Here is a 14,198-nt window from a genome sequence, read left to right on the forward strand (position 1 = left end):
AAGTATAATTTTATGGTTTAACGCATATTAGCTTATAAATAAAAACCCGATGAGAATTCATCGGGCTTGCTATTATTCCTCATAAGGCTCTATATATGTCTTCGCACTAGAGCATTCCATTTTAACTCCTTCTACATAGCATGCTATTATTTTAGAACAACCCCATAGTCTATTCTCTTTGTCTATATACACTTCAGGACCGCAATCTCCTCCGCCCTCACATATCAGGTATGACTGCTCAAAAAGAGGGCCCTCTTCTATTTCATCATTCACATAAAAGTTATCTCCTTTTTTATTCAGCCAACGGGCTACCTTAATTTTTTTGTCTTTGGTTGCCAGATAGACATAATAAAATGTTTCGCCGGAACTTAAAGTCTTCTGTTCCTTTATCTGAATAGTATTTAGCACTACCTTCCTATCTGCAAACAAATTGTCCTCAAGAAACTTTTTATAGGCAGTTGTATCTATATTTATTACAACACTGCCTTCTTTAGCAACCGCAAAAGGCTTGTTTTTGGTTTTAATTGACTGACAACAGCAAAAGGTTAAAGAAAACAATATCAAAGAAAAACTTTTAATGATACTCATAATTATACGTGTTAAGAATGCGAGAAAATTAAGATTTTTTAGTTTATCACATTCTAAAAAATAAATATTTTTCTACATTCTATTCCAAACAAAAAAGCCTGTGAAGTAAAACACAGGCTTTTTATCTTATAAAACGGCTTACTATTGTATAAGCCCTTTTTCCAGGAAATAATCTACTATGGCACCCTTCATAAGTATCGCCTGCTCTCCGGCTTTAAGCGGAGGCAGTTCCTCTTTAACGGTATAATGCGGCCAGCCGTCTTCATCAAAAAATTCAAATTCATAGTAACCAAAAGGTTCCAAAAGCCTGCAAATAGCTATGTGCATAAGGTTTACTTTTTCGTCTTTCTTGAATTTTTTATTAAACTTTCCAAGTTCCTGCACGCCTATAAGGTAAATTATAGCATCCAGATCCAGCATTTCGCCATCGGCAAAGCGGTTACTTAATATAGTGACAAGCTGATCCCAGCGTTGTTTTAGTTGTTCGTCTCTTGACATTTGTATGTTTTAAAAAACGCAAAGATAGTGAGTTGAAATTTAATGCTCTCCTGCCTTTTGGTTTCTGTACCGTGAAGCCTATATTTGTAGCATGACGGGTTTAGATATTATTTTATTCTGCTTTTTGGCATACGGAATTATAAACGGGCTTCGCAAAGGGCTATTTGTAGAGCTTGCGTCGCTGGTATCGCTGGTAATTGGTATTTATGTTGCCATTAAATTTTCCGGACTTGCAGGCAGCTATCTTGACGGGCATCTGCCCGATGATCCCAAAACAGCCGCCATTACTGCTTTTGTTATTACCTTTATTGCTTTAGTAGTGGGTATTACCCTGCTGGCTAAATTTCTTACCAAAATAGCAGACTTTTCGGGGCTTGGGCTTTTAAACAGAATACTGGGTGGATTTTTCGGACTGATACGAATGATATTAGTGCTTAGCGTATTGCTTAATTTTTTTACAAAAATTAATGTCAACAACACTTTTGCCAATAAAGAAACTCTGGAAGAATCTACTTTTTTTAGCCCTATACTTGAAGTTTCAAACACACTTTTCCCGATACTGGAAGAATGGTTTGCCAATGCAAATAAAGAAATACAGGAATAATAAATTAAGCTGCTTTTTCTTCTTTTGAGGGAAATATAAGTGATATTATAACTGAAACCACCAATATACCGCCAACTACAATTAACGAAGCCGGTGATGAAATGTGGAAGAAAGGACTAATAAGCATTTTTACACCTATAAATGCCAGTATTACTGCAAGACCGTAATGCAGCTTACTAAACATATACATAAAGTTAGCCAGTAAAAAATAAAGGGCTCTTAACCCCAGAATGGCAAATATATTACTGGTATATAATATAAACGGATCGTTGGGTGCTATGGCAAATATTGCAGGAATAGAATCTACAGCAAAAATAAGGTCGGTAAACTCTATAACAGCAACAACTACCAATAGCGGAGTAGCAAGATTTTTACCATTTAGCTTTACAAAAAACTTATCGCCTTCATAGTTTTTAGTAACATTAAAAAAGCGGTAGATAATACGTGCACCAGGACTTTTGGAGAAATCTTTGTTTTCGTCATCATCGCTATGTGCAAACCACGACTTAATACCCGCAAACACTAAAAAGAAGCCAAATACAGAAAGAACTACATTAATGCGAACACTTTCACCGAAAATCTGCATTTCGGGCAAATAGGTAAGATTTATAAGCTCTACGCCTGTAAAAATAAATATGGCCCTGAATATAAGTGCGCCAATAATACCCCAGAATAATACTTTATGATGCAGGTGCTTGGGTACATTAAAAAACCCAAATACCATTATAAACACAAAAAGATTATCTACAGAAAGGGCTTTTTCTATCCAGTAAGCTCCCTGAAACTGAGTAAACTGCTCAAAGCCCAGATAATAGTATATAACCCCACTAAACAGCATAGATAAAGATATCCATACCACAGACCAGGCAAGGGCTTCTTTGTTGGAAACCACATGGCTTTTTTTGTTAAACACACCCAAATCCAGCAGCAGCATGATAAGAACGGTTACAGAAAATACTGCCAGCACTCCGGGGTGGTTTATCAGGTGGTCCATACAGATGGTTTTATTTAGTCAAGTTTATCGGTTAATCGGGTAAATACAGCTTTAGCATCTTTGCCTTCATATAAAATACTGTAAACAGCATCAACAATTGGCGTTTTTGCACCATATTCCTTATTCAGGTTATAGGCACTTTTTACAGCATAATATCCTTCGGCAACCATACTCATTTCCATCATGGCCGATTTTACAGTGTACCCCTTGCCTATCATGTTACCAAACATCCTGTTTCGTGAAAATACAGAATAGCCGGTAACCAGCAGGTCGCCCAGGTATGCCGAATTGTTTATGTTACGCTTCATTTTATGCACCTTGCGGATGAACTTTTTCATTTCGCGTATAGCATTACTCATAAGCAATGCCTGAAAGTTATCGCCATATCCAAGTCCGTGCGCAATACCCGCAGCAATAGCATAAATATTTTTAAGCATTGCAGCATATTCTGTGCCAACAATATCGTCGCTGGTTTTTGTTTTTATATAGTGGCTGTTAAGGTTTTTACCCATAACCTTTGCCTTTTTTTCGTTACCACAGGCAATGGTAAGGTAAGACAGTCTTTCAAGAGCAACCTCTTCGGCGTGGCATGGCCCTGTAATGACGCCTATATTATCATAGGATATATCATATTTTTCGTGAAAGTGCTCGCCTACAATAAGGCTGGTTTCGGGCACTATACCCTTAATAGCCGAAAAAATCACCTTATCCTCAAGGCTTACGGTAAGCTTTTCAAGCTCACTGCTTAAAAAAGCCGATGGTATGGCAAATATTACATAGTCGGCATAGGCAACGGCCTCATTAATATCGCTGGTAAGCAATAATTTATTAGTGTCAAACTCAACAGAACTCAAATAGTTAGGGTTATGCTTCTGCAGCTTTATATGTTCTATAGCATCGTTATTACGCATGTACCATGCAATTTGAGGCACATTAGAACATAGCATTTTTGCAATTGCAGTTGCCCAGCTTCCGCCACCTATAACAGCGAACTTTGGAGTATCACTCATGTTTATTTTATTGTTTGAAAGGCCAAAAATACTTAAAAATAAACAAACCTGTCCGGCTTTTTGTTTAAGCATTGCCTGCCTGGTGTTAAAAACGGTTTTAAGAAAAGATTAACATTTTATTATGATGCCGCCGTGCAATGTAAAAGCTTATACCTCCGTTATCCTTTTGAACTTATGATTACAATGGGGGTGTAAGCAAAGGTTAATTAAAAATTTTTTGTTTTTGGTGTTTAAAAGGCATTCTGGATAAACCCGGAATGCCTTTTATTTTTTACAGCTTTAATAACTCATTTCTACTATAGCCCTCACTTTATCCGGGGTAACGTTTTGTCTTTCCCCAAGTCCTTTCCATCCGCGCTCTTCAAAGCGTTTTACTATAAAATCGGCTGTGTTGGCATACTCTTCTGTATAATTAGATATTTTAGTTTCCATTCCCATTTCATGAAAAAACTGAACTGTTTTTTCTATAGCTTCAAGTGCAGCTTTATCGGTCTCTGTTTCGGTAATACTCCATACCCTGCGCCCGTATTGCGCCAGCTTGTCTTTTTTAGTTTCAAACAGCACCCTGTAAAGATTTGGCCCTATAATAGCAAGCGTTCGTGCATGGTCTATTTCATATAATGCCGTTAACTCATGCCCTATCATGTGGGTAGCCCAGTCTGTAGGCACCCCTTTTTGTATAAGTCCGTTAAGTGCCATAGTAGCACACCACATAAAATTAGAAGCCAGCTTATAGTCGCTTGGGTTCTCTGCAACAGCAGGGCCAATTTCAATAAGGGTTTGTAGTATGCCTTCGGCAATCCTGTCCTGAAGCATAGCATCATGAGGATAGGTTAAATACTGCTCTAAAACATGGGTATAAGCATCTACAATGCCGTTTTGTATTTGCCTTTTTGGTAATGATGCCACTGTTTCAGGGTCGCACACCGAAAACTGAGGGAACACAGCCGGCCCGCCAAAGCTAAGCTTTTCCTGCGTTTTGTTTATGGTAACAACCGAACCGGAGTTCATTTCGCTGCCCGTTGCCGGAAGCGTCAGTACTGTACCGAAAGGCACTGTATTGTCCAGTATTCGTATTCTTTTTACAAGAATATCTACCGGATCGCCTTCAAACTTAGCTGCTGCCGATATAAACTTAACCCCGTCTATTACTGATCCGCCGCCTACAGCAAGTAAAAAGTCAATATTTTTTTCGCTTACAATTTCTACGGCTTTCATAAGCGTTTCATAGCGCGGATTGGGTTCTATACCACCAAACTCGGTAATATCATAACCTGCAAGGGCATCGGTAACCTGTTTGTGTACCCCGTTCTTAAAAATGCTCCCGCCGCCATAGGCTAAAAGAACTTTTGCATTTTTAGGTATTAAAGAAGATAGTTTTGCAATCTGGCCCCTGCCAAATACAAGATTCACAGGGTTATAGTATTCAAAATTAAGCATATTTATAAAATTTACCCAAAGGTACAAAATACCATAATGAGGTGTTATAAAGTAATGTTAACCATTTGTGTTGCTATATGTTTTAAACAAGTAAGCAAAAATAAATGAATTATAAAAACTCAAAGTATTTAATATAATTACTTGGTATAAAACAGGTTATGCTCTACATATTCCCATACTTTATTAGGCAGAAGCGGTTTTACATTTTTGCCCTCATGTATGCTTTTACGAATAAAAGTGCTCGAAATTTCTATAACCGGAGCATCTATAGCATGAATATGCGGATGATTTTCAAGTTCCGGGTTTAAAGGCTGGGGGTTTATTCGCGGATAAACATAAATATCATGGTTTTGAAGTAGTACCTCATAATTTTTCCATTTATGAAGGGAGTTGAGATTGTCTTCGCCCATGATAAGCGAAAACTCATGTGTTGGAAATTTTTCCTGCAGGTGCGCCAGCGTATGCACGGTATAATTAGGCTGAGGCAGCCTGAATTCTATATCGCTGGGCTTTAGCTTAGGATAATCTTCGGTAGCCAGAAAAACCATTTGCAAACGATGATGGTCTTCCAGCAGGGTATTTTTCTTTTTATGCGGATTATGAGGCGTTACTACAAGCCATATCTGGTCAAGCCCGCTATATTCTGCCATGTGGTTAGCAATAATAAGATGCCCTGTATGTATGGGGTTAAACGTCCCGAAATATAATCCTACTTTCATGTCTTATTTTAAAAAAGCGGCTCCGTATTTAGCGGCCATTTTTTTTAAATGTTCTTTTTTTTCTGTCGATACATTTTGCGATTCAGAATATGATTCGTCAAAAGTATTTTCTGCATTCATTTTAGCCCTTTCGCGATCTATGTATTCGTTGGTATGCATAAGGAATTTTGCAGGGTTGCCCGCATAAACACAATTATCGGGCACATTTTTAGTAACTACAGATCCTGCACCTATTATAACCTCATTACCTATAGTAACACCCGGCATAATAATACTGCCTGCACCAATAAAAACTTTATTGCCTATTGTAGTATTCATTATCCTAGTATGCTCTAAAAACCACCAGGTACTGGCATCATGGGCAAGTATGTGCACGTTTGGTGCCAGGCTTACATCGTTACCAATTACAATATGATTGCTATGTGCCCCGTCAATAATACAGCCTTCCTGCATATGAAAATTATTGCCTACTGTTAAGCCTTTTTTCTTTAAATGCTCAATAACATGCTTTTGATCCATGTTTAAAAGGCGTTTAAGTACTGACTGACTCCATTTAACCAGTTGCTTTTTCATAACGAGTTTATTAATCTGCCAGAAATTCTTTTACAAGCTCATAAGCTTCTCCTTTTGCAACATCAAGATCATAGTTTTTAATAATAGTATCAAACTGCGGTGCCGTTGCCAGCTCTACAGATGCTTTTGCGATACGCATATTAATTTTGTCTTCACTTTCGGTACTGCGCTTTTTAAGGCGTATCTTCAGTTCGTCTATACTTGGCGGTTTAACAAAAACAGCCAGTGTTTCTTCAGGAAATTTCTTTTTAATACGAAGTCCGCCTGCAACATCTATATCAAATATCACATTTTTACCTTCTGCCCAAATGCGTTCTATTTCAGTTTTCAGCGTACCGTAAAAATTATCGCGATATACCTCTTCCCACTCTACAAAATCATCTGCCTTAATGTGCTTTTTAAATTCTTCAAGCGAAATAAAATGGTAATCTTTGCCATCTACTTCACCTTCGCGTGCATTGCGGGTAGCTGCCGAAACTGAAAATGCCAGATTAAGATCAGGCTGTTCCAGCAAATGTTTTACTATGGTTGTTTTGCCCGACCCGGAAGGCGCCGAGAATACTAATAATTTTCCTTTCTTCATTAAATTTTGTTTAGGGTTCAGGATTTGGCATTACGCAATAGCCGTAAAGAAATCCCAAAATCACTACGTTAACCTATAAAACGTTAAGTACCTGTTCTTTAATTTTTTCAAGTTCATCTTTCATCTGTACCACAAGCTTTTGCATTTTAGCGTGGTTAGATTTAGAACCCATTGTATTTATCTCACGACCCATTTCCTGAGTAATAAAGCCCAGTTTACGGCCATTAGCCTCGGTACCTGCAAGTGTTTCTATAAAATAATTAAGGTGGTTTTCAAGACGTACTTTTTCTTCTGTAATATCCATTTTTTCAAGGTAGTATATAAGTTCCTGCTCAAAGCGGTTCTCATCTACATTTACAGTAAGTTCGTCTATAGCAGTACGAAGTCTTGCTTTTACATTGGCAATACGTTCTCCGTCAAGCGCAACGGCATCATTCATAAAGGTCATGATGTTGGCAATACGGGAAAGAAACTCTTTTTCCAGTGCCACACCTTCACTTATCCTGAAACTCTGAATATTTTCTAAAGCCTGATTAATAACTCCCTGAATATTTTCCCATTCGTTAGGGTCTATTTCCTCACGTTCTGTTTTAAGGGCATCCGGCATTCTCACTGCCATTTTCATCAGTTCGGTAGCGTCTGCATCAGGTATTACCTCCCTCATCTGGGCAATATAAGCCTTAACAATAGGCGCATTTATTTTAGATGAGGTTTCTTCTCCTGTTACCTCAACAAATAATGAAAAATCTACTTTGCCACGCTCCAGCTTTTGAGATATCTTATTGCGCAGCCCCAGTTCCATTTCGCGAAATGCTGATGGCATTCTTACGCTGAGGTCAAGCCCCTTGCTGTTAAGCGATTTAATTTCTACGGTAATCTTTTTTGTAGGTAATTGCAAAGAAGCTTTACCAAAACCCGTCATCGATTGTATCATGTAAAAAATTTAGTGCAACAAAGTTAAGAAAAATAAATGAGGCAGGCTGAGGTGATAAATTTTGAGGCAAACAGCTATAAAGCGCCCGATGGTATAAAACAAAAGCGGATAACAAAATTGCTATCCGCTTTAATATACTCTTTATAGTTTTACTATTTAAGTTCTTTAATAGCGCTGCTGTCTATCCAGCCAATGCTGTCATCTTCCAACTCTATTTTTTTCCAGTTATCTACGGTTTCAAGTACATTTACCTTTGTACCCTCATGCAGTACAAAAGCATCTTCAGCACGGTTATTAGGCTCGGCTTTAACCGATACCACCTCTGCAAACACTATGGCAGGACGCTGCCTTTCGCCTACCGATTTTACAAATACTGCCGATAGTATGCTTATAATTATAATTAATAATGCCACAAACATACCTACAAAAAATATACGTTTAACGGTGGTTGTGCCGGCAAAATAATAGCCTATAAAAAATAACAGAAAGCCTACCGAAAAGCCTATGGCTACCCAGGCCCAGGTGTTGTAATGATAGGTGCCAGTTATATTATAAAGCATTTTGGTAAAGCCTACTTTTGGTACTTCTTTAATATTATCTATGGTCATTTTTCTTGCATAACCCAGATTTATTTCGGCATCCCTGTAATGCGGGCGAAGCAATAATGCTTTTTCAAGATTATATACAGCCGGCGCTATTTTACCCATTTTATAATAAGCACTGCCAAGGTTAAAATATAACTCAGCCGATTCCTTCTTTTGTTTTAATATACTCTCATACCCCTGTGCTGCCTCAGCATATTTATGCTTACGGTACAGTTCATTGGCTTTGTCAAAGTCATTTTGGGCAACTACTGCCTGTGCAAAGAATATAGTGATAAATATGTATGCTAACTTTTTCATTTTTTTTGTACTGCTTAAATATTTAATCATAAAGCTGCTGATCTATCTTTATAAAACGACTGTTCCTGAAGTTTATAAGGCTTCCTTTTTTAGATTTGGCTGTAATAGTGCTAACTTCAGATGTTTTAAGATTTATAATTCTCAAACCTGTATCTGTTTTCCCTGTCATAGCACTGTACGTATCGTAAATTATATATTTATACCCTTTATTTTCAAAAGCAAGATAGTTTAAGTCCATACCATCATTTGCCTTACCCCCGCCCCTGAAATAATAGGAATATTTAAAATTCTTCCAACTGTCCCTTGACTTATCAGGATATTCAAACTCAACCCTGGCCCTTGTACCAAAACGGTATATTAAATACTTATCATTTACATCTTTAGACAGCGATAGTATTTTACCACTGTTGGTTTCAAAAGAAAAAATAAGCACCTCCGTTTTTAAAGTATAAACAGCCTGGGCAAACATAGCCTGCGTTAAAAATAATATCAACAGCGTTACTGCAAACTTTCTCATGGTTATATCCAGCTTACAACTGCTCAACTACTACATTTGTTTTTCAAGCGATGTTATTACAGCCACGGCATTATCATAATCCTGCTGCATTGCTGTGCCCGATGATGGCGCATAGCGTGCAAATTCACAGTTATCCATTATTTTACTAAATGCAAGTACAGTATCTTCTTTAGCATTACGCGACAACAGCAGTTCTTTAATATTATCCCTGCTCATTTCGCTGGTTTCTATATTCAGTTTTGCTTTAAGGAAATTATGCAGTGCTTTTTCCAGTGCCATATAAAACGGCTCTTTACTGCCCAGTTGTTTTTGGGCTTCGCCAAGGTATTTTTTAGCCAGCTTATTGTTCTGCCTTATCCTGCTTCCGGTAACATCACTGTCATAAGCCTCTTTCTTCTTTTTACCGAATATAATAAACGGTATAAGCAGGAACGGTGCAAGCAATAGTCCCCAAAATAACCCAGATCCATAAAAATCATCACGCCCAACAGCCTTAAGCGAAGTTTTAAGTGCTATGAAACGGAATGGCTCTGCCGATTCTACTGTCTGTTTATTGGTATTACCTTTTGATGCTGTACTCTGATTGGCAGGCACGTTAAGCACATCGATCATTATCTCATCATGTGTTACCGTTTTATAAGATCCTGTTGACGGGTCAAACCATGAGAATGAAAGCGCCTTTATAGGATATTTGCCTTTGTTTTGAGGCACTATAGTATAATTATCGGATATTTTACCCTGCATGCCCGATAAAGGTATTGTAACATCTTCTTTATGCTCAGGGTCATACATTTCAAGTGCAGAAGGCACTTGTGGTTTAGGCAGTGTAAACAGTTTAAGGTTTCCTTTGCCAGAAACCGCTATATCAAGCTGCAATGCCTCTCCATTGCTTATGGTAGTTTTAGATGGTTTTACTGTAAATGTAAAATTACCCACGGCGCCCGAAAAATCAGCCGGCCTGCCCTTTTCAGGCAATGGCTTCACGGTAATATATTTTTTACCTGCCGATACTACTTTGCTGGTAGGCACCATTAACTGACGGCCAAAAAAGTCCCTTCTTCCGTTAGGCACCTCCATAGAAACGTCAAGCGTTAGAGGTTCAATTTCAAGCCTGCCGTCTTTTTGCGGATACAATACGGTTTTTCGCAGCACGACCATTCGGTAAACCTGCCCTTCATATTTCTCTTCCTGCAATACAAGATTCTGAATATCTATATTCTGACTCCAAAAGTCATTGTACTGCGGGCTCGCAACTTCTTTCCAGCCGCTTACAGATGTAGTAGGGCTAACATAAATTTTATAAACAACCGTTACCGGCTCGTTAACATAGGGATTTGTTTTGCTAACCTCAGCAACCAAATGAACGCCCTGCTCGGCATTTTGCTGCATTTCCTCCTGATGCCTTTGGTTGTTGGCATAAGGGTTAGGATCTGCCCCTGCAATAGCATCGCCAACGGTAATTTTTAATGGATTGGTTTTATACTCTTTACCCTCAACTGTAATTGTGGCCTGCCCAATTGTAAATGTACCTTTAGAAGTGGGTATGAGCAGGTATTTATAGCCTTTGCTAAAACTGGTTTTACCGTTTATCCAGGAGTTGCTTACTGTTTGATACGGCCCCGATACTTTAAAACCCGAAATTTTAGGAGGCACAAAATCATCACCATCTGCATTTACAGCAAACTCAACAATAAGGCGTTCGTTTATGCCCAGCGATGTTTTGCTGGCCGTAGCCTTAAACTCTACCTGGGCATACATGCCCTGTACAAAAAGCAATAATAGTAAGATGTATCTTTTCATTGTTTTTTTAGTCCTTAACCTGAAATACTGCGTTTTTTCAAATTATAAATATCATTCCGGAGATCTTTTAATCTCTAACTTTTTGTTCTTTAACCGGTAGTATATCTAACAAAAGACATTCCGGCTGCTTTGTTATTTTAACTGCAATGACGATACCAAAACAACAGCGGTAATTACAAAATGTTACCAGTCTTTTTCCTGTCGCTGTCCCGGCCTAACCCTTACTCTTTTACCCTGAATTTTATCCTGAACTTTTTTCTCTTCATTGTTCATGGCATCCAGCAGGTTTTCCATTCGCTGTTTAGACGGATTTTGTCCTGCTTCAGGCTTAGGCTCACCATGATTCTGTTTATCCTCAGGTTCACCCTTATCGCCTTTATCTTTTTGGTCGCCTTTTTTATCCTTGCTATCGTCCTTACCTTTATCTTTATTATCTTTATCGCCATTGCCTTTTTTATCATCCGGCTTATTAGGCTGCTGGCTCTTGTTATCTTTCTTCTGGTCTTTATTGTCTTTGTTGTCCTTTTTATCTTTTTTATCGTCAGGTTTTGGCGGTGGCGGCGGATTATTTTTAAGCATCTCTTTAGCCAGTGCCAGGTTATATCTTGTCTTATCGTCAGTAGGATCGTTTCGTAAAGCATTTTTATAGGCTTCAACCGCACCCTGATAATCTTTCTCTTTCATCATCACGTTACCAAGATTATGGTAGGCCATATGTTTTTGCTGTTTTGTAGTAGCGTTTTTTATTGCCTTACCGTAGGCATAGGCTGCTTCTGCATTTTGATTTTGCCTGTAAATAGCATTACCCAGATTATACGCTGAAGATGATTTTGTAGGCGAGTTAGAACCCGATATCCTGTAACTCGCTTCTGCATCTACATAATCATTATCTATAAACTGATCGTTGCCTGTGCTTAAAGCCTTATCTTTTTTAGCCTGCGCAAATGAAAGCACGGTAAATAAAAGCAGGCTGTATGTAAATAGTCTCCTCATTATTCTTTTTCATTAAACAGGTTAAGTCTTCTTATCCATGCTGTTTTTCTTTCCAGCATAAACACTTCAAGAAACAGTAAAATAAACGCCGCTCCTAAAAACCACTGGTACTGCGAATCATAAACCGCCATTTGTTTCGATTCAAATTCGGTTTTCTGCATGTTTTCCAAAGCATGCTTAACATAGTCAGACACCTCACGGGTGCTGTTACCATAAACATAACCGCCTCCTTTTGTTACGGCAGCAATACTCTGCAGGTCTTTAGGATACATTTTTGTAATTACCACATTACCTTCATTGTCATGTTTAAAAGTTTCGGTTCTGCCGTTTGCTTTTATAGGAATCGGACCTCCTTTTTCGGTACCAACTCCAACAGTTATAAGCTTAATGCCTTTATCTTTTAAGCCAAGTGCAGCTTCGCGGCTGCCTTCGCCATGGTCTTCCCCGTCAGATATAAGTATTACAAGTTTGCTGGTTTGAGGGTCATCAAAATAAGATGTTGCCAGCTCAAGTGCATCACTTATAGCGGTACCCTGCGATGATACCATGTCGGTATTCATGTTTTGCAGGAACATTTTTGCCACACTGTAATCTCCGGTAATAGGCAGTACCGGGTAAGCACTTCCGGCATAGGCCACAATACCTATCCTGTCAGTACCCAGCTGATTAATAACCTGCGATACTATTTGTTTGGCTTTTTCAAGCCTGTTTGGTGCCATGTCTTCGGCAAGCATACTTTTAGATACGTCTACAGCAAAAACAATATCTACACCTTCGCGTTTAACGGTTTCTACTTTAGTACCTATTTTTGGGTTTACCAGTGCAATTACTATGCCCGATAGTGCCAAAAGCACAATTACCACTTTAAGGGCTGCCTTAAAAACAGATCTTTCGGGCGTTAATTTTTTTACCAGCTCGGGGTCGCCAAACTCACGCTGCTTTTTGTTTTGCCAATACAAATTAAGCAGGAACAGCAGCAGTATTACCGGCACTATGCCCAGCAGGTATAAATATTTTGGTTCGTCTAATTCGTACATACTAAATAAAGCTTCTGTAAAGGGTTTTTCTTGCTATGATCTCGGCAAGCAGCAATCCTAAAGCCGCCCATGCAAACGGACGGTATTGTTCGTCGTAATTATAATATTTCATCTCCTGTATCTCGGTAGTTTCGAGTTTGTTTATCTCGTCATAAATAGCCTTAAGCTTAGTGTTAGACGTTGCCCTGAAGTATTTACCTTCGGTTTTTTTGGCAATTTCTTTCATCAGCTCCTGGTCTATTTCTACCTTCATCATTTTGTACAGAAAAGTACCATCAGGCCTTTTAGCGTAAGGAAACTCGGCATTGCCGTTGGTTCCTATACCAATGGTATATACTTTAATGCCATATTCTTTGGCAATATCTGCCGCCATACGCGGGTCTATAACTCCCGAGTTGTTTACACCATCTGTAAGCAATATAATAATGCGGCTTTTTGCCTTACTGTCTTTAAGTCTGTTAATTGCCGTTGCAAGCCCTGTACCAATACCTGTACCGTCTTTAAGCACACTTTCATCATACTTAACCGATTTAATAGCATCTATAACCAATGCTTTATCGCTGGTAACAGGTGTTTTTGTGTATGCTTCTCCTGCATACAGCACAAGGCCTATACGGTCGTTAGGGCGGCCGTCAACAAAATCTTCAGCCACATCTTTAAGGGCTTCCATGCGGTTTGGCTTCAGGTCGCGCGCCAGCATACTGCCCGAAACGTCCATCGCAATAACAATGTCTATACCACGGGTTGTTTTGGTCCTGTTATTAACATCAACCGTTCTGGGCCTTGCCATTGCCACAATTATAGCGCTTAATGCCAGCAGCCTTAATGCAAACAATACAGGTTTAAGCCTGCCCAGTAATGATGGCTTTGCCTTAAACGCATTTAGCGAACTTATTTTTAATGTTGCCGTTTGTTGTTTTCTTTTCCAGATGTACCAGCCTATAGCCAGTGGAAGCACTGCAAATAGCCAAAAGAAATCCGGATGTAAAAAAGTAACGTCTTTCAT

Annotated in this window: 16 protein-coding genes; 1 reads left to right on the top strand and 15 read right to left on the bottom strand. The window is 38.7% G+C overall.

What is annotated here, in order from left to right:
* Nucleotides 1–72 precede the first annotated feature (72 nt).
* Together NHE85_RS05590 and NHE85_RS05595 are read right to left on the bottom strand one after the other, a co-directional pair.
* Nucleotides 73–588 (bottom strand): hypothetical protein, encoded by a 516-nt coding sequence (locus NHE85_RS05590; protein ID WP_252810478.1) that lies wholly within the window; start codon nucleotides 586–588, stop codon nucleotides 73–75.
* A 141-nt stretch (nucleotides 589–729) separates the two neighbouring features.
* Nucleotides 730–1,086, bottom strand: a complete 357-nt coding sequence (locus NHE85_RS05595) for a hypothetical protein (RefSeq protein ID WP_252810480.1) — start codon at nucleotides 1,084–1,086, stop codon at nucleotides 730–732.
* A 91-nt stretch (nucleotides 1,087–1,177) separates the two neighbouring features.
* On the opposite strand from NHE85_RS05595, the gene NHE85_RS05600 reads away from it, so the two are divergent.
* Nucleotides 1,178–1,690 (top strand): CvpA family protein, encoded by a 513-nt coding sequence (locus NHE85_RS05600; RefSeq protein ID WP_252810482.1) that lies wholly within the window; start codon nucleotides 1,178–1,180, stop codon nucleotides 1,688–1,690.
* 4 nt (nucleotides 1,691–1,694) lie between these two features.
* Here NHE85_RS05600 and NHE85_RS05605 read toward each other — a convergent pair whose 3' ends face one another.
* From NHE85_RS05605 to NHE85_RS05665, 13 genes are all read right to left on the bottom strand, one after another.
* A complete protein-coding gene (locus tag NHE85_RS05605; RefSeq protein WP_252810492.1) occupies nucleotides 1,695–2,684 on the bottom strand; it encodes a TerC/Alx family metal homeostasis membrane protein in 990 nt (329 codons plus the stop codon).
* 14 nt (nucleotides 2,685–2,698) lie between these two features.
* Nucleotides 2,699–3,694, bottom strand: coding sequence for an NAD(P)H-dependent glycerol-3-phosphate dehydrogenase (locus tag NHE85_RS05610; protein WP_252813278.1), 996 nt, complete (start codon nucleotides 3,692–3,694; stop codon nucleotides 2,699–2,701).
* A 279-nt stretch (nucleotides 3,695–3,973) separates the two neighbouring features.
* Nucleotides 3,974–5,134 (bottom strand): iron-containing alcohol dehydrogenase, encoded by a 1,161-nt coding sequence (locus NHE85_RS05615; RefSeq protein ID WP_252810494.1) that lies wholly within the window; start codon nucleotides 5,132–5,134, stop codon nucleotides 3,974–3,976.
* Nucleotides 5,135–5,271: 137 nt separating this feature from the next.
* Nucleotides 5,272–5,853, bottom strand: a complete 582-nt coding sequence (gene nadD, locus NHE85_RS05620; protein WP_252810496.1) for a nicotinate (nicotinamide) nucleotide adenylyltransferase — start codon at nucleotides 5,851–5,853, stop codon at nucleotides 5,272–5,274.
* A 3-nt stretch (nucleotides 5,854–5,856) separates the two neighbouring features.
* Nucleotides 5,857–6,426, bottom strand: a complete 570-nt coding sequence (locus NHE85_RS05625; RefSeq protein ID WP_252810498.1) for a DapH/DapD/GlmU-related protein — start codon at nucleotides 6,424–6,426, stop codon at nucleotides 5,857–5,859.
* A gap of 10 nt (nucleotides 6,427–6,436) precedes the next feature.
* Nucleotides 6,437–7,009: a guanylate kinase gene (gene gmk / locus NHE85_RS05630; RefSeq protein ID WP_252810500.1), complete on the bottom strand. Its 573-nt coding sequence runs from the start codon at nucleotides 7,007–7,009 to the stop codon at nucleotides 6,437–6,439.
* 73 nt (nucleotides 7,010–7,082) lie between these two features.
* Nucleotides 7,083–7,943: a YicC/YloC family endoribonuclease gene (locus NHE85_RS05635; RefSeq protein WP_252810502.1), complete on the bottom strand. Its 861-nt coding sequence runs from the start codon at nucleotides 7,941–7,943 to the stop codon at nucleotides 7,083–7,085.
* Nucleotides 7,944–8,095: 152 nt separating this feature from the next.
* Nucleotides 8,096–8,845 carry an SH3 domain-containing protein gene (locus NHE85_RS05640; RefSeq protein WP_252810504.1) on the bottom strand — a complete coding sequence of 250 codons (750 nt, stop codon included), beginning with the start codon at nucleotides 8,843–8,845 and terminating at the stop codon, nucleotides 8,096–8,098.
* 22 nt (nucleotides 8,846–8,867) lie between these two features.
* Nucleotides 8,868–9,362, bottom strand: coding sequence for a hypothetical protein (locus NHE85_RS05645; RefSeq protein WP_252810507.1), 495 nt, complete (start codon nucleotides 9,360–9,362; stop codon nucleotides 8,868–8,870).
* Nucleotides 9,363–9,392: 30 nt separating this feature from the next.
* On the bottom strand, nucleotides 9,393–11,162 hold the full coding sequence (locus NHE85_RS05650; protein WP_252810509.1) for a BatD family protein: 1,770 nt from the start codon (nucleotides 11,160–11,162) through the stop codon (nucleotides 9,393–9,395).
* A 183-nt stretch (nucleotides 11,163–11,345) separates the two neighbouring features.
* Entirely contained in the window at nucleotides 11,346–12,155 is an 810-nt protein-coding gene (locus NHE85_RS05655) for a tetratricopeptide repeat protein (RefSeq protein WP_252810511.1), read from the bottom strand.
* A complete protein-coding gene (locus NHE85_RS05660; protein WP_252810513.1) occupies nucleotides 12,155–13,192 on the bottom strand; it encodes a VWA domain-containing protein in 1,038 nt (345 codons plus the stop codon). The genes NHE85_RS05655 and NHE85_RS05660 overlap by 1 nt, the downstream gene beginning before the upstream one ends.
* Before the next feature lies 1 nt (nucleotide 13,193).
* Nucleotides 13,194–14,198, bottom strand: coding sequence for a VWA domain-containing protein (locus NHE85_RS05665; RefSeq protein WP_252810515.1), 1,005 nt, complete (start codon nucleotides 14,196–14,198; stop codon nucleotides 13,194–13,196).

The sequence above is a fragment of the Flavobacterium sp. NRK1 genome (assembly GCF_024054175.1).
In the GTDB taxonomy this organism is placed as follows: Bacteria; Bacteroidota; Bacteroidia; order Flavobacteriales; family Flavobacteriaceae; genus Flavobacterium.